The organism is Sphingomonas sp. BRN-1R (assembly GCF_057748035.1).
In genome coordinates, this window is the sequence record NZ_CM173236.1 from 989525 (window position 1) to 1008489 (window position 18965).

The window sequence follows — 18965 nt, forward strand, 5'->3', positions numbered from 1 at the left end:
ACAGCCGCCGGGGGATGCGAGCGCGATTGCGCAGCGATGTGCGATCGTGATTGACGCATGCCGTCGTGCCCGCGATCCGCAGGTGCCATGAAGATCTGGTTCAATCAGGCGTTCTCGCTCCGCAACGTCGTCGCGCGTATCGTCGCGGAACGTCCCGCTCTCCACCTGAGCGTCAGCGCGATCGACCCGCAATCCCCGGTTCGCGACGTCGCGCCGGCGTTCTGGGTGGAGCCGCCGCGCGGCGCGGACGACTATGCCGAGTGGGTGTTGGCGACGGCAGTCGCACGCGGCGTCGATGCCGTGGTCGCGCAGCGCGGCCGCGCCGATCTCGCGCGGGTGCGGGGGCGCTTCGCCGCCGCCGGCATCGCGCTGCACGTCGCGGGCGATGCGGCGACGCTCGACCTGCTCGACGACAAGGCCGCGTTCAGCGCGGCGCTGGCGGGTGATCCGTATCTGTGCCCGACGATCCCGGTCGCGTCGGCAGCGGCGTTCGAAGCGGCGGTCGCGGCGCTGGCGCGGGATGGCGCGGCCGCCTGCGTCAAACCGTCGAAGGGTATCTACGGGGCGGGCTATTGGACGCTCGATGCGCGCGGGCCGTTCGATCATCTCGCCGACCCGGACGCACGTCGGATCACGCCCGAAGCCTTTGCCGCTGCGCTCCGCGCCGGCGAGGCGCAGGGCCGGTCGGTCGCGCTGCTGGTGATGGAGCATCTCCCCGGGCTCGAAGCATCGGTCGACATCGTCGCCGCGTCGGGGCGGACGCTGCTGGCGGCGGTGCGCACCAAGCTCGACGCCAATCGCCAGCGCATCCAGACACGCCACCCGCTGATCGGCCACGCGACCGCACTGGTGGAGCGGTTCACGCTCCACGGCGCGGTCAACGTCCAGTACAAGCAGGATCGCGGCGGCGCGTGGCGCATCCTCGAGATCAACACGCGCGCGGCCGGCGGAGCATCCTATTGCGATGCGGTCGGTATCCCGTTCAGCACGACATGGATCGACGTGGTGACCGGCGACGCACGGCCGTTCGCGGGCGACGTCGACGCGGAGATCGTCGCGGTGGTGCAAGCCGAAATGCGCCGATGACCGGCGCAGACACAATCCAGCAACACTGAAACACTGGCGCGGCGAACGTCCGCCCGTGTAGATCATCCGATGAGACGAGACGTTCCTTGCTTCACGTCGGCTGTTCGCAAACGTCTGCAAAAACAAAGCGCACGAAGCGCTTGCCCGGCTCTTGCGGGGGGCGCATCATCTGTCATAATCGTCTGGCATACGTGCCGAAACGCTGTTCGAGAACGGAGAGAGCCGCTTGGTTAGTCTGCAAAAGGGTCAATCGGTACGGCTCGAGAAAACGGGTGGCGGCACGCTGACGCGGGTGGCGATGGGCCTCGGCTGGGACGTGCGCAAGGCCAAGGGGCTGTTCGGGCTGCTCGGCGGTGGCGGCGGCGATATCGACCTCGACGCGTCGTGCCTGATGTTCGATCGTGATCGCAAGCTGGTCGATCAGGTGTGGTTCCGCCAGCTTGCCAGCCATGACGGCAGCATCGTCCATAGCGGCGACAATCGCACTGGCGCGGGCGACGGCGATGACGAGACGATCAACGTCGATCTTATGCGGCTGCCGGTCGGGGTGCAGGCGCTGGTGTTCACCGTCAACAGCTTCACCGGCGAGAGTTTCGAGCGGATCGCCAACGCCTATTGCCGCGTGGTCGACACCACCAATGGCAAGGAGCTGGCGCGTTACGACCTGACCGGATCCGGCCCGCACACGGGGCAGGTGATGGCCAAGATCGTGCGTTCAGGCGACGGCTGGGAGATGAAGGCGCTCGGCGAGCGGACCTCGGGCCGCACGTTTCAGGACATGATGAGCCAGATTCTCGGCGCGCTGTAACGCCGGACCGGGAGGAATACGCATGACCGATCTGCAACAAGGCGGCAACGCGGCCGTGCCCGGCGACCTGCTGACGGTCGCCTTCGCCTGGGTGGCGCCGGCCGGGGTCGATGCCGACGCATCCGCCTATCTGCTCACCGCCGCGGGCAAGGTGCGCAGCGATGCCGACATGGTGTTCTACAACCAGCCCGAAAGTGGCGGCATCCGCTTCGCGCGCGTCGGCAGCGGCACGTTCGAGGTGGACCTCGCGCGCCTGCCCGCCGAGATCGAGCGCATCGTGTTCTGCGTGACGATCGACGAGGCGCAGGCGCGGGGGCAGACGCTGGCGCTGCTCAATGGCGCGGAGATCACCGTCGCCGCGCGCGGCAATGCGGCCGATCTGCGCTACTGCCCGGTGCTCGCCGGCGCGCGCGAGGCGGCGATGACCTTTGGCGAACTGTACCGGCGGAACGGACTGTGGAAGTTCCGGGCGGTCGGGCAGGGGTTCAACGGCGGGCTCGCCCCGCTCGCACGCTCGTTCGGGATCGACGTGGCGGAAGACGCCGCCCCCGCGCCGGCAGCACCGCCGCCACCGCCACCACCACCGCCGCCTGCCCCTACGGTCAGCCTCAGCAAGGTCACGCTCGAGAAGAAGGGCCAGACGGTCAGCCTCGAAAAACGCGGCACCAGCTTCGGGGAGATCACTATCAACCTCAACTGGTCGCGCGGGCGCAAGGGGCTGTTCGGCGGCGGCAGCGCGATCGACCTCGATCTCGGCTGCCTGTTCGATCTGGCGGACGGTCGCAAGGGCGCGGTGCAGGCGGTCGGCAAGTCGTTCGGATCGTTCGCGCAGGCGCCGTACATCGCACTGTCGGGCGACGATCGCACCGGCGACGTGTCGCAGGGCGAGACGATCCGCGTCAACGGCGCGCACTGGAACGACATCCGCCGCATCGCGGTGTTCGCGACGATCTATTCGGGCGTGCCCAACTGGCAGCAGACCGATGGCGTGGTGCTCGTCACCATGCCCGATCAGCCGCCGATCGAGGTGCGGATGACCGAGGGGCGCAACGATCACCGCCTATGCGGGGTTGTGCTGATCGAGAATGACGGCGGCAAGCTGAAGATGACGCGCATCGTCGACTATATGCGCGACCAGCGCGTGCTGGACGAGATGCTCGGCTGGGGGCTGCAATGGGTCGCCGGGCGTAAGGATTGAAGGCCGCTTGCGGCAAACCGGGGGTAGAATGTTCAAATATTTCAAGGGATCGCTGATCTTTACCGTGTTGAGCCTCGTCATCGGGGCATTCCTCGGCTGGGAGATCACGCACGATCTGGCCGGCACGCTCGGCATCCTGTGGATCATCCTCGTGCTCGGCGTGCTGGAAACGTCGCTGTCGTTCGACAATGCGGTCGTCAACGCGACCGTGCTGCGCGACATGGACCCGATCTGGCGGCGGCGCTTCCTGACCTGGGGCATCATCATCGCGGTGTTCGGCATGCGGATCGTGTTCCCGCTGGTGATCGTCGCGATCGCCGCGAAGCTTGGGCCGATCGAGGCGATCAAGCTCGCCGCGACCGATCCGGTGAATTACGAGCGGATCATCACCAGCGCGCATGTCGGCATCTCGGGGTTCGGGGGCGCGTTCCTCGGCATGGTCGGGCTGACCTTCTTCCTTGATGAGGACAAGGAGCTGAACTGGATCGGGCTGATCGAACGCCCGCTCGCGGCGCTGTCGAGGATCTCGGGGCTGGCGATCGGGCTGGTGCTGCTCGCGCTCTACGGCATCTCGCGGCTGATCGATCCGGCCGAGGCGATGACCTTCCTCACCGCCGGTATCTTCGGTCTGGTCGCCTATATCGCGGTGCAGGCGATCGGCGCGGTGCTCGAGAATGACGATGAGGAAGGCAGCGGTGGCGCCGATGCGACGGCGGCGGTCGCCAAGGCGGGGCTCGCCGCCTTCCTCTACCTCGAAGTGCTCGACGCGAGCTTCTCGTTCGACGGGGTGATCGGCGCGTTCGCACTGTCGAACAATCTGTTCATCATCGCTTTGGGCCTCGGCATCGGCGCGATGTTCGTGCGCTCGATGACGGTGATGCTGGTCGATCGCGGCTCGCTCACCGAATATCGCTTTCTCGAACACGGCGCTTTCTATGCGATCGTCGCGCTTGCCGCGATCATGCTGCTTTCGGTGCGATTCGAGATCCCGGAGGCGGTGACCGGACTGATCGGCGCGGCGTTCATCGGCCTCGCCTTCCTCGCCTCGGTGCGCAGCAACCGCGCGGAGGATGCCGGTGCGGTCTCCGCCACCGGCGAACATCTGTAACGCGCTACAGCCAGGAGAACACCCATGTCCGTCAGCCTGACCAAAGGCGGCAACGTCAGCCTTTCGAAGGAGGAGCCCGGCCTCGCCAAGATCCTGATCGGTCTTGGCTGGGACACCCGCACCAGCGACGGCGCCGACTTCGATCTCGACGCAAGCGCGTTCCTGCTCGGCCCCGGCGACAAGGTGCGCGGGGACGAGGACTTCATCTTCTACAACAATCTGCGCTCCGCCGACGGTTCGGTCGAGCATACCGGCGACAACCGCACCGGCGAGGGCGAGGGCGACGACGAGGCGCTCAAGGTGGATCTGTCGCGCGTGCCGGCCGAGGTGCAGAAGATCGCCGTCACCGTGACGATACACGAGGGCGAGGCGCGTCGGCAGAGCTTCGGCATGGTCTCCAACGCGTTCATCCGCATCGTCAACGACGCGACCGGCCGCGAGATTTCGCGCTACGACCTCGCCGAGGATGCCTCGACCGAGACCGCGATGATTTTTGGCGAAGTGTATCGCAACAATGGCGAGTGGAAATTCCGCGCGGTCGGGCAGGGCTACAAGGGCGGGCTCGCTCCGCTGGCACGTAATTACGGCGTCAACATCGGCTGATATCCACGATTCACGGGAGACAGGACATGGCAGTTTCACTTTCCAAAGGCGGCAACGTCAGCCTCAGCAAGGAAGCCCCCGGCCTCAAGGCTGTCAACGTCGGGCTCGGCTGGGACACGCGCGTGACCGATGGCAGCGCGTTCGATCTCGATGCGAGCGTGTTCCTGCTCGATGAAAGCGGCAAGGTCCGCTCGGACGCGGATTTCGTGTTCTACAACAACAAGAACGGCGCGAACGGCGCGGTCGTCCACCAGGGCGACAACCAGACCGGCGAGGGTGCCGGCGACGACGAGGTGGTCGCGGTGAAGCTAGACGCGGTGCCCCCTGATGTCGCCAAGCTGAGCTTCGCGGTGACGATCCACGAGGCGGACGCACGCCGGCAGAATTTCGGCATGGTCTCGAACGCGTACATCCGCGTCGTCAACGCCGATGGCGGCACCGAGATCGCGCGTTACGACCTGTCCGAAGACGCCTCGACCGAGACGGCGATGATCTTCGGCGATCTCTACCGCAACAACGGCGAGTGGAAGTTCAAGGCGATCGGGCAGGGCTTCGCCGGCGGGCTCGGCCCGCTCGCCAAGTCGTTCGGCGTCAACATCTGACGCTTGCGGACCAGGTCCGCGCATGCACGATCTGGTCGCGGGCGAGCGCGCCGCTATCGCCGGGACGCCCGTCTTCGGGCTGACCGTCGATGGCGGCGACGCGCCGACGTTCGCGCTGATCGCGCTGGGGCCGGACCGCCGAGTGTCGCCCGGCTTCGCGCCGATCGACGCGGTAACGCGCGAGCTGCGCCCGGCTGCGCAGTTCGAGGACGGTGCGCGGCTGCGCCTCGATCTCGGTGCGATGCCGGACGTGGTCGAGCGGCTGCTGATCGTCGCGTTCGATCCCGGCAACCAGCCGATCGCGCGCACCGTAACCCTTGCGAGCGACGCGCTGCGTTTCGCGGTCGATCTGCGGGCGCGGGCCGATGCGGCGGTGATCCTGATCGAATGCTACCGGCACCACGGCGGCTGGCGGATCGCCGCCAACGGCCAGGGCTACGCGATGGGGCTGGCGGCGATCGCGGCGGCGCACGGCGTGGATCGCGAATGGGTGGCGCGGCTGATCCCGCGTCTGCATGGCGGCGTCGATGAAGATCGCGCGCCCCGCACCGGCCCGTCGAGCGGCAGCGGTGTCGCGGTCGAGCGCAACCACATCCTCACCAACGCGCATGTCGTGGAGGGCGCGGGCAGCGTCTCGGTGCAGGCGGGCGGGCGGCCGCTGCCTGCCGATATCGTCTTTGCCGATACGCGCAACGATCTCGCGCTGCTGCGCGTCGACACGCCGCTTGGCGGCATCGCGCAGTTCCGCTCGCAGGTCGGGCTGCACCTCGGCGAGGATGTGGTGGCGCTCGGCTTTCCCTTGCAGGGGCTGCTCGGCACGGGTCCGCAGGCGAGTGCGGGCAATGTCGCGGCTTTGTGCGGGATCGGCAACGACAGCAGCCTGTTCCAGTTCACCGCGCCGATCGCCAGCGGCAACAGCGGCGGGCCGATCCTCGACATGGCGGGGCATCTGATCGGCCTGGTCTGTTCCTCGCTCAACCTCGACCGCATCCGGCAGTCGGGCGGGTCGGCGGAAAACATCAATTTCGGCATCAAGGGCGCGATGATCCTCAGTTTCCTCGACGCTTTCGGCATCGAACCGCAGATGGCGCATGGCGACGCGGTGATCGGTCGCGCCGCCGTCGTGCGACAGGCGCGCGATGCGATCGCACGGGTGACGTGCGCATGCTGACGCTCGCCAGCGACACACGCTCGGTCGATCTGCCGACCGGGCGGCTCGACATCACCGTCGAGGAGGCGGCATGGCCGCTCGACCAGTTGTGCGCCTTCGCCGCGCGCGAGAACCCTCGGCGCGGTTTCCTGGTGGTGTCGCGCGTGCTCGGCCGGCATCGGCCCGCAGCACCACAGGAGATGCGCGCGAGCGTGCGCGATCTCGCCGCGCGCATCCCCGCCGATCTGCCCGGCCCGGTGATGGTGATCGGCCTCGCCGAGACGGCGGTGTGCCTCGGCCAGAGCGTACACGAGGAACTGCGCCGCGCCACCGGGCGCGACGATGTGTATTTCCTGCACTCGACCCGCCAGCAGCTCGATCATCCGTTGCTGTGTCGCTTCGAGGAGCCGCACAGCCATGCCTCCGCGCATCTGATCTACCGCCCCGATTTGCCCGATCCGCGTTCGCTGGTGATCGTCGATGACGAGGTGTCGACAGGCACGACGCTCTGCAACCTCGCCGATGCGTTGGTCGCGGCATGGCCGGGCGTCGAGGCGATCGTGGTGGCGACGCTGACCGACTGGTCGGTCGGACGCGGATGGCAGGCGCGGATGCCGCGCCCGACCTCGGTCGCCGCGCTGCTTTCCGGGCGGCTGGAGTGGACGCAGGGGCAGGCGGTCGCCGCCGATGCCGCGTTCGACATGGCGGCCGCCTCGCTCGGGCGGATGGCGACGCATCGCAATTTCGGACGGCTCGGTATCGCGGAGCCGATCGCGATGCCGCCGCTTGGGGCTCTGCCCGACGTGGCCGGCCCGTTGCGCATCCTCGGCACCGGCGAGTTCACCTATCTGCCCTTCCGCCTCGCCGAGCGGCTGGCGGCGGCGGGCCATGACGTGGTGGTGCAGGCGACCAGCCGCAGCCCGGCGCGCGTCGGCGCGGCGATGGCGAGCAAGCTCAGCTTTTCCGACAATTACCGAACCGGCGTGCCCAATTACCTCTACAACGCCGACCCGTCCGACGGCCGCGCGACCTGGCTGTGCCACGAAACCGGCGCTGGCACGATCGACCCCGCGCTGGTGGCGGCGCTCGACGCGACGCCGATCGGATGGGCGGTATGATCCGCGCGATCGCTTTAGTCGATCTCGACGACACCCTGTTCCAGACGCTGCGGAAGTGCCCGCCCGGCGTGCCGGTCGAGCGGCTGACCCCGCTTGGTTTCGCCACGGACGGTTCGCCGCTCAGTTACGCGACGCCGCGCCAGATGCGCTTCCTCGAATGGCTGGCGGAGACGACGCACCTCGTGCCGGTCACCGCGCGCAGCCTCGACGCGCTGCGCCGCGCGCACATCCCGTTCCGCGCGGCGGTGTGCGCGCATGGCGGGGTGATTTTAGACGAAACCGGCGAAGTCGATGCCGGCTGGGCGGAGACGATCGCCGCGCGCGCCGCGCCGCATGCCGGAGCGCTCGCCACCTTGGCGGACGCGATCGCGGCCGAGGCGGAGCGCCGCGCGAGCCCGATCAACGCGCGCGTGCTGATGGAGGGCGACCTGCCGCTCTACACGCTCGCCAAGCATGCCGATGCCGATGCCGACGCGCTGTTCGCGGTGGTGAACGCTGCCGTGCCGTCGCTGCCGCTCGGCTGGACCGACCATCGCAACGGCAACAACGTCGCGCTGATGCCACCGTACCTCGGCAAGGCGCACGCCGTTGCCCACATCCTGCCCGCCTTGCGCACGCGCTTCCCCGATGCGCCGGTGATCGGGGTGGGGGACAGCCACACCGACGCGCCGTTCATGGGCTTGTGCGATTTCGCGATGATGCCGCCGCGTTCGCAGCTTGCTGGGGGGCTGTTCGATGCTGGCTGAACCGCGCGGCTTCTCGGGCAGCTACGATCCCGCCGACGTCACCTTCCTGCTCAAGCCGGTGGTGATGGCGCCGACCGACATTGCCGACAAGGAGGCCGCGATCCAGTCGGGCCGCCGCCACTACTCGGAGATGATCGCGCCCGAGAGCGTGCCCGGCACAACCTATCTCGCGCTCTACGAAACGGCGCTGGCGCGTAACGGCGATCGACTCGCGCAGGATGTGGCGAACCTCGCCGGGCATCTTGCCGCGCGCCGACCGGGACGGCCGGTGGTAATCGTTTCGCTCGCCCGCGCGGGCACCCCGATCGGCGCGCTGCTCGCGCGGACGCTGCGCGCACGGGGGCACGAAGCACACCATTATTCAATCAGCATCATCCGCGACCGTGGCATCGACCTTGCCGCGCTCGAACATATCGCCGCCCGCCACGACCCCGCCGACGCGGTGTTCGTCGACGGCTGGACCGGCAAGGGCGCGATCGCCGGGCAACTCCGCGCCGACCTCGTCGAACACCCGTTCGGTTTCGCGCCTAACCTCGCGGTGATCGCCGATCCGGCGGGGCAGGCCGATGTCGCCGCGACCGACGACGATTATCTGATCGCCTCCGGGCTGCTCAACGGCATCGTTTCGGGGCTGGTGAGCCGCTCGATCCTCAATGCCGAACTGGTGGGGCCGGGCGACTTCCACGCCTGTGTCACGTATCCGCAATATGCGGGTGCTGATCTGTCGCGCGCCTTCGTCGACGGCATCGCACCGCACGCGGCGGCGGCGGTGCCGCAGTCGATCGGCGGACATGAGGCGCGCCGCCCGGCGCTGCGCGAGGGATGCGAGACGATGATGACCGATCTGCTCGCGCGCGCAGGGACGCGCGACCGCAACCGCATCAAGCCCGGCATCGCCGAGGCGACGCGCGCGCTGCTGCGCCGCATGCCCGAACGGCTGCTGGTGCGCGACCGCGCCGATGCGGATGTCGCCCACCTGCTCCATCTCGCGGGCGAGCACGGTGTGCCGGTCGAGCCGCTCGGCGACGCCGCCCGCTACCGGGCGGTGGCGATCATCCGCAGCCTGGGGCACGACGCGTGATCTCCGCGCTCGATCTCGGCGCGACGCTGTACATGCCGTGCACGCGCACCGATCTTGCCGAGGCGTTGCTCGGGCCGCGCCGCATCCCCGGCCTGCGCTCGGCGGTGCTGTGCCTCGAGGATGCGGTGCTGGAGCGCGACGTGCCGCTTGCGCTGACGCACCTCGCCGCGATCCTGCGGACGCTTGGCAGCCGCGAGGGCGGTCCGGCCGAGCCGTTGCTGTTCGTGCGTCCGCGCGATGCGGCGATGCTGGAGCACGTGCTGTGCATGCCCGGCGTCGAGCGGCTGACCGGCTTCGTCATCCCCAAGGCGCATGCCGATTCGATGCCCGCCTATCTCGCGCTGCCGCTGCATGACCGGCACCGGCTGATGCCGACGCTGGAAACGCGCGAGGCGTGCGATCCGTATGAGATGCGCCGGCTGCGCGATCAACTCATGGCGGTGCACGACCGGATCCTCGCGCTGCGGATCGGCGGCAACGATCTGCTGCGGGCGATGGGTGTGCGTCGAGCCGCTGGCCGCACCGCCTATGAAGGGCCGCTCGGCGGGATCATCGGCAGTCTCGTCGCGACGTTCGCGCCGTGGGACTTCGCACTCAGCGCGCCGGTGTTCGAACGCTTCGGCGATGCCGCGCTGCTTGCCGAGGAGGTCGCGCGCGATGTCGAGCACGGCCTGCTCGCCAAGACCGCGATCCACCCCGACCAGATCGCGGTGATCCACGCGGGCTTCGCAGTGCCCGCCGATCAGGCGCAGGAGGCGCGGCTGATCCTAGCGGACGACGCGCCGGCGGTGTTCGCGCATGATCGCGTGATGTGCGAACCCGCCACGCACCGCGCTTGGGCCGAGCGGCTGCTCGCCCGTGCCGCTTTGTACGGCATCGCCGACCCGCAGCCGGTGCTGCGCCTGATTTCGGGAGGAGACATATGAGCGGATTTCGCACCAAGATCGACGAGCAGAAAAGCGCCGGCGTGCGCTTCGAAGTGCATCAGTTCGAACGCAAGAGCCACGTCCTCGCCGCGCCGGTGACGACTTCGGCCGGCGGAGGCAACGGCACCGCCCCGATCATCCACGTCCACCCGCCACATGCCGCCACCGCGCGGCAGGTGCGGATCGTGCTGGAGGGCGGCGCGGCGCTGCTGGAGCCCGGCGCGCTGCAATATGCGCATGGCAAGTTGCAGGTCGACATCCAGAAGAACGCCGGCGCGGGCGGCTTCTTCCAGCGCGCGATCACCTCCTCGGCGACCGGCGAGAGCGCGTTCGCGACCCGCTATGCCGGCTACGGCGAGGTGTGGACCGAGGTGACGACCAAGCACTTCATCCTGGCCGCGATGGACGGCCCGCAGGATTCGCTGATCCTTGATGATGGTGCCTTCTACGCTTGCGACGCGAACATCGCGGTGTCGTCGCACCTGCATCGCTCGGTTTCGGGCGTCCTGTCGGGCAATGGCTTGATGCAGCCCAAGCTGACTGGTGCGGGCGCGTTCGCGGTCGAATCGCCGGTGCCGGTCGATGAGGTCGAGGTGGTGGAGCTGAACGGGCAGGACGAACTGATCGTCGATGGCGACCTGATGCTGATGTATTCGGCTGGTTTGCAGGTCGAGCTGCGCCCGCTGGTGCGGGGCCTGCGCAACGCGTGGCGCAGCGGCGAGGGGCTGGTCTATCTGTTTCGCGGGCACGGCACGGTGTGGCTGACGCCGACGATGCGGCTGGGGTGAGGGGTAGAGAGGCGATCCGCTTGCGGCCTACCGCAGCGGATCGTCCTTGCCGTAGCGGTTCTCGATGAACTTCAGATTGTCGGCGAAACTGTCGAGATCCTCCTGCGCGAGCGTGCGGGAGAGCGTCTCGACACGCTCGATCATCCGCTCGAACCCCTGATTGAGATTGTAGCTGGCCGAGCGACCAGTCTGTCGGAAGATTTCGGCACGGTGCGCGGGCGGGATCTCGGCATAGCTTTCGATCAGGCGGGGCAGGTGGCTGTCGCGCATCTGCCGCACCTCGGTCAGCGCGGAGACCATCAGCGCGTCGGCCTGGGTGCGCGCCTCGACATCGGCGATCAGGCCGAGCAGCCGCGCGACGAGCGGGCGCGAGGCTTCGGGCAGGCGCGGATCGTCAGCCGAGATGTTGGCCACCGGCGGCTCCGCGCGCGGTGGCGCAGGCGCGGGCGTTGCCGGTCCGTTTAGCCAATCCGCCAGCCTGTCGAGAAATCCCGTCAACCGATCACCCAAGTTCCATCGCAACCGCTACGTAGTGCATGGGCAGGGAAACGCGCTAGAGCCGTTTTTGGATATGCGCGCTTACCCGCACCACCGTTCGTGCCGAGCGCAGTCGAGGCGCCTTCGTTTGGGACCATCCCTGGACTTCGCTCGGGATGAACGGGAGGGGGGAAGTCGGATTGACTAACCCAACATCCGTTCGCCCTGAGCACAGTCCAAGGGCGTGCCACGAAGCGCAGCGCGTGAGGCACGTGCTTCGACAAGCTCAGCACGAACGGGAGGAGAGTGGTCAGCGTTGCCGCGCCGCCTCCGCCGCACCGATCGCCGCGCGCGCCTGTGTCAGCGCATCGTCGAGGATGCGCCGCACGTCGCCACGCTCCGCGCTCGCGTCCTGCGCCGCGCCGACCGTGCTTTCGAGCGCGGCGGTCTGGCGGGCGAGGGTCTGGCTGCCCGCGAGCGCTGCGCGCGCGGCGATGGCGGTGCGCAAGGCCGCGACGCTGGTGTCGCGCGCGCGGCCGAGCGCCTCGCCGAGTGCGGTCTGCCCGTCGGCGATCAGCCCGAGCGTCAGCACGCCCTGTTGCGTCACCGCAAGCTGCGTGAGGAGATCCTGCTCGCGCGCCAGCAGCCGCTCGGCCACGATATCGCGGAAGAAGCGCGCGGTGTCGGGCCGGTCGGGCGCGATCTCGCGCGCCGCCGCCTCCGCCCCGCGCGCGCAGGCGCGGACCAGCTCGAGCGCGGCGTCCAGCCCCTCGGCCGCCGCTTGCAGCCGCTTGCGATCGGTGTCGATCACGATCAGCGAGCGGGCGACATCGTCGCGCTCGCGGTCGAGCCGCTCGACCAGGGCGTCGATGGTGATCGTCGGTGCCTCCGCCGGCTTGCGGCGAAAGAAGCTGCCCCGCGCCGGCGCCGGCGCGTCGAGGCTCTGCGCGAGTGTCTGGAGCGCGTCGAGGCTTGCCTGCGCCGCCGCGCTCGCCGCGACGCCACGCCCGAGCCGTGCGCTCGCCTCCGCAGCGGCGGCGATCGCCGGGCGGCCGAGCGCGTCGATCCGCGCGAGCACTTGCGCCTCGTCGCTCGCCAGCCATTGCCGCAGCACCAGCCGCGCCTCGGCGCGCAGGTCTCGGGCGGGCACATCACTCGACAAAGCGCGATCCTTCAACGTCTTGGGGCACATGCTAGCGGCTCCGCGCGCGCGCCGCAGCGATTCGTTGCATCCGGGGAGGCACCCCGCGCGTTGGCGCAGGCGACATGACGATCCTCATCCCCGTTCTCGGCGACCAGCTCTCGCACGGCCTTGCCGCGTTGCAGGACGTGCCGCGCGATGAGGCGATAGTGCTGATGATGGAGGTGGCCGAGGAGACCATTTACGTCCGCCATCACAAGCGCAAGATCGCGCTGATCTTCTCTGCCATGCGCCACTTCGCTGAGGAACTGCGCGGCCGCGGCTGGCGCGTCGATTACGTCACGCTGGACGATCCCGCCAACACCGACAGCTTCACCGGCGAGGTGGCACGCGCGGTCGAGCGGCATCGGCCACACACGATCCGCATCGTCGAATCGGGCGAATGGCGCGTGAAGACCATGATCGACGGTTGGGCCAAGCGCTTCGGCATCGCGGTGGATGAGCTGGACGACGACCGCTTCGTGTGCGGCATCCTCGAATTCCAGACCTGGGCGCAAGCGCGAAACGATCTGGTGATGGAGTTCTTCTACCGCGAGATGCGGCGCAAGACCGGCTTGCTGATGCGCCCCGACGGCACGCCCGAGGGTGGCCAGTGGAACCTCGACGCGGAGAACCGCCAGCCGCCCAAGCACGGGCTCAACTATCCCGAGCCGATGCACTTCACGCCGGATGCGATCACGCAGGACGTGCTCGCGCTGGTGGCGGAGCGGTTCGCCGGGCATTTCGGACGGCTGGAGAAGTTCGCTCTGCCCGTCACCGCCACGCAGGCGCGGGCGGCGCTCAAGCACTTCATCCGCACCGCTCTGCCCGATTTCGGCACCTATCAGGATGCGATGGTGACCGGGCAGGACTGGCTCTACCATAGCTGGCTCAGCCCCGCGCTCAACCTCGGGCTGCTCACCCCGCTGGAGGTCGCGGGAGCCGCCGCCGATGCCTATGCATCGGGCGACGTGCCGCTCAATGCGGCGGAGGGGTTCATCCGCCAGATCATCGGCTGGCGCGAATATGTGCGCGGCTATTACTGGCTGGAGATGCCCGACGTCGCCAGCGCCAACGCGCTGGACGCGGAACGGCCGCTGCCGGAGTTCTACTGGAGCGGCGAGACCGACATGCTGTGCCTCGCTGAAGCGGTGCGCAACACGCGCGACCACGGCTATGCGCACCATATTCAGCGGCTGATGGTGCTCGGCAATTTCGCGATGCTCGCCGGGGTGCGCCCGCAGGAGGTCGCCGACTGGTTCCTCGTCGTCTATGCCGATGCGTACGAATGGGTCGAGCTACCCAATGTGATCGGCATGAGCCAGCATGCCGATGGCGGGCGAATGGCGACCAAACCCTATGCCGGCGGCGGCGCGTACATCAACCGCATGTCGGACCATTGCGGGCGCTGCCGCTACGACGTGAAGCAGAAGACCGGCGCGGATGCCTGCCCGTTCAACGCGCTCTACTGGGACTTCCTCGCCCGCCACGAGCGTCGCTTCCGCCGCAACCGCCGCATGAGCAACATGTACGGGACGTGGGACAGGATGCAGCCTGAGGCGCGCGAAGCGCTCAGGGCAAGTGCGGCGGCGTTCCTCGACCGGCTGGAGCCAGCCGCGAAAGGCTGGGCACGCGCGGCGGAGGCGACTTGAGTGCTGTCAATGCGGCCTGTTACGGAATCAGGACGCGGGAGCGAAATCGCCGCTAAAGCTTTACATATCAGGAGCCCCGAATCGGAAGTTCGATGACGCAACGTACAGATAAAGCCGCCTTCGGAATCGCGGGCTTCGACGACATAACCGATGGCGGCCTCGCACGCGGGCGGCTGTTCCTGCTGGAAGGCAGCCCCGGCACCGGCAAGACCACCATCGCCACGCAGTTCCTGATCGCGGGCGCGGCGGCGGGCGAGCGCGCGCTCTACATCACGTTGTCCGAAACCGAGGACGAATTCCGCAACGGGGCTGCCTCGCATGGCTGGGATCTCACCGGCATCGACATCTTCGAGCTGATTCCGCCCGAGAACCTGCTCGATGAGGAACAGCAGCAGAGCCTGCTTTATTCGTCCGATCTCGAACTCGGCGAGACCACGCGGCGCATCTTCGAGGCGGTGGAGCGGGTCAAGCCCGAGCGCGTGGTGCTCGACAGCCTTTCGGAGATCATGCTGCTCGCGCAGAGCCCGCTGCGCTTCCGCCGGCAGACGCTCGCGCTCAAACATTATTTCGCGCGGCATGGTGCGACCGTGCTGATGCTCGACGATCTCACCGCCGACACCAACGACAAGACGATGCACAGCATCGCGCACGGGGTCATCCACCTCGATGAACTCGCGCCCGATTACGGCAAGGAGCGACGGCGCACGCGGATCGTGAAGTATCGCGGCCAGCGGTATCGCGGCGGCTATCACGATTTTGTGATCCAGCCAGGCGGCGTCCGCGTGTTCCCGCGGCTGGTCTCGGCCGAGCACAAGGGCGACAGCGGGCGCGAGATCGTGCAGACGCAGTCGCCCGAGATGAACGCCCTGCTCGGCGGCGGTCTGACGCGTGGGTCGAGCACGCTGATCCTCGGACCGGCCGGCACGGGAAAATCGCTGCTGACGTTGACCTTCATCACCGCCGCGATCGAGCGTGGCGAGCGTGCCGCGATGTTCGTGTTCGACGAGGAGCTGGGGCTGCTGTTCGATCGCGCGCTCGGGCTCGGCATCGACCTGAAGGCGATGGTGGACACCGATCAGCTCGTCATCGAACAGGTCGACGCGGCCGAACTGACGCCGGGCGAGTTTACCGAGCGGGTGCGGCGCTGCGTCGAGATCCACGGCGCGCAGACGGTGGTGATCGACAGCCTCAACGGTTATCAGGCGGCGATGCCGGGCGAGCAGGCGCTGATCCTGCACATGCACGAACTGCTGCAATATCTGAACCGCCAGGGCACATCGACCTTCCTCACGGTCGCGCAGCATGGTCTGGTCGGCGACATGAAGGCGCCGGTCGATGTCACCTATCTTGCCGATACGGTGATCCTGCTGCGCTATTTCGAGGCGGCGGGCCGCGTGCGCCGGGCCATCTCGGTCATCAAGAAGCGCACCGGCGCGCATGAGGACACGATCCGCGAATATCGCATCGACCAGCGCGGCATCACGCTGGGCGAGCCGCTCACCCAGTTCCACGGGGTGCTGCGCGGCGTGCCGAGCATGATCGGCGATCCGGCCGATCTGCTGCTGACGGCCGGGGAGCCCGATTGAGCCCGCACCTTTCGGAACGCGCGCTGATCCTGGCGCCGCAGGGGCGCGATGCGGAGGTCGCGGCGGCGATGCTGGCCGAAGCCGGGCTGGTTGGCGTGCCATGCCGCTCGATCGAACAGGTCGTCGCCGAGCTGGCGGCGGGCGCGGGCTTCGGGCTGATAACCGAGGAAGCGCTGCGCACCGCCGATCTCCACCCGCTCGCGAGCTGGATCGCCGCGCAGCCCGAATGGTCGGACTTCCCCTTCATCCTGCTGACGCTGCGCGGCGGCGGGCTGGAGCGCAACCCGACCGCGGCGCGCTATCTGGAGATGCTCGGCAACGTCACCTTCCTCGAACGGCCGTTCCATCCGACCACGCTCATCAGCCTCGCGCGCTCGGCGCGGCGCGCGCGGCGGCGCCAGTACGAGGCGCGGCAGCGGCTGGAGGATCTCCATCGGTTGGCGGCCGAACTCGAGCGGCGGGTGGAGGAACGCACCGCCGAGCGTCAGGCCGCGCTCGAACAATTGCACGAGGCGCAGAAGCTCGAGACGCTGGGGCAGCTCACCGGCGGCGTCGCGCATGATTTCAACAACCTGCTCACCCCGATCATCGGTGCGCTCGATCTTCTCCAGCAAAGGCTGGAGGGGCAGGAGCCGCGCGTCCAGCGCTGGATCGCCAACGCGCTACAGGCTGGCGAGCGTGCCAAGACGCTCGTGCAGCGGTTGCTCGGCTTCGCGCGGCGGCAGGAGTTGCAGCGCGGGGCCGTCGATGTCGCCGCGCTGATCGAGGGCATGCGCGATCTCGTCGCCAGTTCGGTCGGGGCCACGGTCGAACTGCGGCTGGCATGCGAGGCCGATCTGCCGCCGGCACTTGCCGACCCCAATCAGCTCGAACTCGCCATCCTCAACCTGTGCGTCAACGCGCGCGACGCCATGCCCGACGGCGGCCATCTGACGATCGCCGCGGAGAGCGTCCGGCTGGGCGCGGCGACCGAACCCAAGTTGCCGCCGGGCACCTACATCCGCCTTGCGGTAATCGACAGCGGCACCGGCATGGACGCCGATACGCTGGCGCGCGCGATCGAGCCGTTCTTCTCGACCAAGGACGTGGGGCGTGGCACCGGGCTCGGCCTGTCGATGGTTCACGGGCTGACCGCGCAGCTCGGCGGGGCGTTCGTGCTGTCGAGCACGCCCGGCGAGGGCACGCGCGCCGAGCTGTACATGCCGATCACCGAAGCCTCCTCGTCGCCGGAGCTGGCTCCTGCCGCGGCGCAAGGCCTCCAGCCGTCCCGCATTCTCGAAATCCTGATCGTCGACGACGAGGAACTGGTACGGCGCGGCACCGCCGAGATGCTCCGCCAGCTCGGCCACCGCGTCCATGAGGCGGAGGGCGGTGCCGAGGCGCTGGCGCTGCTGGCCGAGACGCCGGGGATCGACATGGTCGTCACCGATTACAAGATGCCGCGCATGGACGGCGCCGAACTCGCCCGCCGCATCCGCAACGGGTGGCCCGGGCTGCCGGTGCTGCTCATATCGGGCTACACCGGTGTTGCCGATCCGATTGCCGGACTGACCCGCCTCAACAAACCGTTCGGCCTGGTCGAACTGTCCGCCGCATTGCAGCTCGAATATAGCGGGAAGGGCGTGGCCGCGCTTGCCGACCCGTACTGAGCGCGGCGGCGGTTTTCACGACGCCGTGTGGAGCGCATGGTTAATCCGATGCGTTACCAATTGCTAAGGCAGTTCTGTTAGCTCCCAAGCGTCTCGTGGATGGAAGTCGTGGATGCCCCGTCGAATCCGAACCCTGCTCAATTCGCTCAGCGACGAAGTCCGCGCCCACGCCGATCAGGCCGAGACCATCGCCAGCCGCACCAATCTGCTCGCACTCAACGCGACGATCGAGGCGGCACGTTCGGGCGAGGCGGGGCGGGGGTTCGCGGTGGTGGCGCAGGAGGTGAAGGCGCTGGCCGGCCTCGCGCGTAACTCGGCGGTGAAGTTTCGCGAGGAGGTCCTAGGCTATCTCCAGCACGGCACCCAGATCGCCGACGAACTCGCGCGTGAGATCGAGGGCGGCCGGCTGCTCGACCTTGCGCAGTCGCTCGCCGACACGCTGGCGCGGACCCTTTACGATCGCTCGATCGACGTGCGGATGCTCGCCACGGATTTCTCGATCGCGGAAGCGGTGCTGCTCGACGGCGCGTCCAGCAAGATCCAGGACCGTGCGCTCGAACGGTTGCGCGCACTGCTCGCCTGCTCGCCCTATTTCCTGAACGCCTTCGTGGTCGATGCCGAGGGCAAGGTCGCGGTGTGCGCGCATGCCAATGCCGCGGTGCGCGGCGTGGATTTCAGCGGCTACACCCAGTTCAGAAGCGCGCTGGCCGCGCCCGCGTCGGTGACGTGGATGACCGACGAGGTCTGGCAGAACCCGTGGTCGAACGATCGCAAGGTGGTGATCTACGTCGCACCCGTGCGGCTCGACGGTGCGACCATCGGCGTCTGCTATCTGGAGTTCGATTTCGAAGGGCAGGCGGCGGCGATCATGAGCGTGCTCAAACGCTCCGCCGCCGATGCGGTGGTTTCCATCGTCGACACCGGGGGGCGGATCGTCGCGACCACCGGCAGCTATCCGTACCACAGCAAGCACCCGCATATCGCGACAGGCGTGGCCCCGCAGATCCGCGCGTTCGACGGTCTCAACGTCGCGCAGGCGGCGGTCGTGTCCGAACATGGCATCAGCGCGCTCGAACTGCGCTGCATCATCGAGGAACATGTCGCCACCGAGGAGGATATCGCGGGAGCGCTGCGCCGCAAGCGAGCCTGACACGCCACTACGGTATAGCGCCGATGTGCGGCGGCTGAACGCTGGCGCTCGCTACCC

General features: G+C 68.3%; 18 protein-coding genes. 16 read left to right on the plus strand and 2 right to left on the minus strand.

Features of this window, described 5'->3' with window-relative positions; genetic code table 11:
• Nucleotides 1-87: 87 nt before the first annotated feature.
• The 12 genes from AC3ANX_RS04470 (at nt 88) to AC3ANX_RS04525 (ending at nt 11214) form a co-directional block, all read left to right on the plus strand.
• Nucleotides 88-1086 (plus strand): ATP-grasp domain-containing protein, encoded by a 999-nt coding sequence (locus AC3ANX_RS04470; protein WP_488335828.1) that lies wholly within the window; start codon nt 88-90, stop codon nt 1084-1086.
• 226 nt (nt 1087-1312) lie between these two features.
• Nucleotides 1313-1894: a TerD family protein gene (locus AC3ANX_RS04475; RefSeq protein WP_488335829.1), complete on the plus strand. Its 582-nt coding sequence runs from the start codon at nt 1313-1315 to the stop codon at nt 1892-1894.
• Nucleotides 1895-1916: 22 nt separating this feature from the next.
• Nucleotides 1917-3092 (plus strand): TerD family protein, encoded by a 1176-nt coding sequence (locus AC3ANX_RS04480; RefSeq protein ID WP_488335830.1) that lies wholly within the window; start codon nt 1917-1919, stop codon nt 3090-3092.
• Between the two features lie 28 nt (nt 3093-3120).
• On the plus strand, nt 3121-4200 hold the full coding sequence (locus AC3ANX_RS04485) for a DUF475 domain-containing protein (RefSeq protein WP_488335831.1): 1080 nt from the start codon (nt 3121-3123) through the stop codon (nt 4198-4200).
• A gap of 24 nt (nt 4201-4224) precedes the next feature.
• Nucleotides 4225-4803 carry a TerD family protein gene (locus AC3ANX_RS04490; RefSeq protein ID WP_488335832.1) on the plus strand — a complete coding sequence of 193 codons (579 nt, stop codon included), beginning with the start codon at nt 4225-4227 and terminating at the stop codon, nt 4801-4803.
• A 26-nt stretch (nt 4804-4829) separates the two neighbouring features.
• Entirely contained in the window at nt 4830-5405 is a 576-nt protein-coding gene (locus AC3ANX_RS04495) for a TerD family protein (RefSeq protein ID WP_488335833.1), read from the plus strand.
• Between the two features lie 22 nt (nt 5406-5427).
• Nucleotides 5428-6576 (plus strand): trypsin-like peptidase domain-containing protein, encoded by a 1149-nt coding sequence (locus AC3ANX_RS04500; protein ID WP_488335834.1) that lies wholly within the window; start codon nt 5428-5430, stop codon nt 6574-6576.
• On the plus strand, nt 6570-7673 hold the full coding sequence (locus AC3ANX_RS04505) for a phosphoribosyltransferase domain-containing protein (protein ID WP_488335835.1): 1104 nt from the start codon (nt 6570-6572) through the stop codon (nt 7671-7673). The genes AC3ANX_RS04500 and AC3ANX_RS04505 overlap by 7 nt, the downstream gene beginning before the upstream one ends.
• Nucleotides 7670-8419, plus strand: coding sequence for an HAD family hydrolase (locus tag AC3ANX_RS04510; protein ID WP_488335836.1), 750 nt, complete (start codon nt 7670-7672; stop codon nt 8417-8419). Before AC3ANX_RS04505 ends, AC3ANX_RS04510 begins: the two co-directional genes overlap by 4 nt.
• Nucleotides 8409-9500: a cysteine protease StiP family protein gene (locus AC3ANX_RS04515; protein ID WP_488335837.1), complete on the plus strand. Its 1092-nt coding sequence runs from the start codon at nt 8409-8411 to the stop codon at nt 9498-9500. Before AC3ANX_RS04510 ends, AC3ANX_RS04515 begins: the two co-directional genes overlap by 11 nt.
• The gene (locus AC3ANX_RS04520; RefSeq protein ID WP_488335838.1) at nt 9497-10426 is read left to right on the plus strand and encodes an HpcH/HpaI aldolase/citrate lyase family protein; all 930 of its coding nucleotides are present in this window, start codon (nt 9497-9499) and stop codon (nt 10424-10426) included. The genes AC3ANX_RS04515 and AC3ANX_RS04520 overlap by 4 nt, the downstream gene beginning before the upstream one ends.
• Entirely contained in the window at nt 10423-11214 is a 792-nt protein-coding gene (locus AC3ANX_RS04525; protein ID WP_488335839.1) for an AIM24 family protein, read from the plus strand. The genes AC3ANX_RS04520 and AC3ANX_RS04525 overlap by 4 nt, the downstream gene beginning before the upstream one ends.
• Nucleotides 11215-11241: 27 nt before the next feature.
• Here the strand turns inward: AC3ANX_RS04525 and AC3ANX_RS04530 are convergent, their stop codons facing one another.
• A complete protein-coding gene (locus tag AC3ANX_RS04530) occupies nt 11242-11628 on the minus strand; it encodes a hypothetical protein (RefSeq protein ID WP_488335840.1) in 387 nt (128 codons plus the stop codon).
• A 373-nt stretch (nt 11629-12001) separates the two neighbouring features.
• Complete coding sequence (locus tag AC3ANX_RS04535; protein ID WP_488335841.1) at nt 12002-12883, minus strand: toxic anion resistance protein; 882 nt, start codon at nt 12881-12883, stop codon at nt 12002-12004.
• A 74-nt stretch (nt 12884-12957) separates the two neighbouring features.
• Here AC3ANX_RS04535 and AC3ANX_RS04540 point away from each other — a divergent pair, with 74 nt between their 5' ends.
• The 4 genes from AC3ANX_RS04540 (at nt 12958) to AC3ANX_RS04555 (ending at nt 18908) form a co-directional block, all read left to right on the plus strand.
• Complete coding sequence (locus tag AC3ANX_RS04540; protein ID WP_488335842.1) at nt 12958-14523, plus strand: cryptochrome/photolyase family protein; 1566 nt, start codon at nt 12958-12960, stop codon at nt 14521-14523.
• Between the two features lie 92 nt (nt 14524-14615).
• Nucleotides 14616-16109 (plus strand): ATPase domain-containing protein, encoded by a 1494-nt coding sequence (locus AC3ANX_RS04545; RefSeq protein WP_488335843.1) that lies wholly within the window; start codon nt 14616-14618, stop codon nt 16107-16109.
• Nucleotides 16106-17758, plus strand: a complete 1653-nt coding sequence (locus AC3ANX_RS04550) for a response regulator (RefSeq protein WP_488335844.1) — start codon at nt 16106-16108, stop codon at nt 17756-17758. Before AC3ANX_RS04545 ends, AC3ANX_RS04550 begins: the two co-directional genes overlap by 4 nt.
• A gap of 112 nt (nt 17759-17870) precedes the next feature.
• Nucleotides 17871-18908, plus strand: coding sequence for a cache domain-containing protein (locus AC3ANX_RS04555; protein ID WP_488335845.1), 1038 nt, complete (start codon nt 17871-17873; stop codon nt 18906-18908).
• The last annotated feature ends 57 nt before the right edge of the window (nt 18909-18965 follow it).

Bases quoted from the DNA above. Each gene is read 5' to 3' on its own strand.
- AC3ANX_RS04535 (WP_488335841.1), bottom strand. From the start codon at position 12,883: ATGTGCCCCAAGACGTTGAAGGATCGCGCTTTGTCGAGTGATGTGCCC.
- AC3ANX_RS04525 (WP_488335839.1), top strand. From the start codon at position 10,423: ATGAGCGGATTTCGCACCAAGATCGACGAGCAGAAAAGCGCCGGCGTG.
- AC3ANX_RS04510 (WP_488335836.1), top strand. From the start codon at position 7,670: ATGATCCGCGCGATCGCTTTAGTCGATCTCGACGACACCCTGTTCCAG.
- AC3ANX_RS04480 (WP_488335830.1), top strand. From the start codon at position 1,917: ATGACCGATCTGCAACAAGGCGGCAACGCGGCCGTGCCCGGCGACCTG.
- AC3ANX_RS04555 (WP_488335845.1), top strand. From the start codon at position 17,871: ATGCCCCGTCGAATCCGAACCCTGCTCAATTCGCTCAGCGACGAAGTC.
- AC3ANX_RS04500 (WP_488335834.1), top strand. From the start codon at position 5,428: ATGCACGATCTGGTCGCGGGCGAGCGCGCCGCTATCGCCGGGACGCCC.
- AC3ANX_RS04470 (WP_488335828.1), top strand. From the start codon at position 88: ATGAAGATCTGGTTCAATCAGGCGTTCTCGCTCCGCAACGTCGTCGCG.
- AC3ANX_RS04485 (WP_488335831.1), top strand. From the start codon at position 3,121: ATGTTCAAATATTTCAAGGGATCGCTGATCTTTACCGTGTTGAGCCTC.
- AC3ANX_RS04540 (WP_488335842.1), top strand. From the start codon at position 12,958: ATGACGATCCTCATCCCCGTTCTCGGCGACCAGCTCTCGCACGGCCTT.
- AC3ANX_RS04505 (WP_488335835.1), top strand. From the start codon at position 6,570: ATGCTGACGCTCGCCAGCGACACACGCTCGGTCGATCTGCCGACCGGG.
- AC3ANX_RS04490 (WP_488335832.1), top strand. From the start codon at position 4,225: ATGTCCGTCAGCCTGACCAAAGGCGGCAACGTCAGCCTTTCGAAGGAG.
- AC3ANX_RS04515 (WP_488335837.1), top strand. From the start codon at position 8,409: ATGCTGGCTGAACCGCGCGGCTTCTCGGGCAGCTACGATCCCGCCGAC.
- AC3ANX_RS04495 (WP_488335833.1), top strand. From the start codon at position 4,830: ATGGCAGTTTCACTTTCCAAAGGCGGCAACGTCAGCCTCAGCAAGGAA.
- AC3ANX_RS04545 (WP_488335843.1), top strand. From the start codon at position 14,616: ATGACGCAACGTACAGATAAAGCCGCCTTCGGAATCGCGGGCTTCGAC.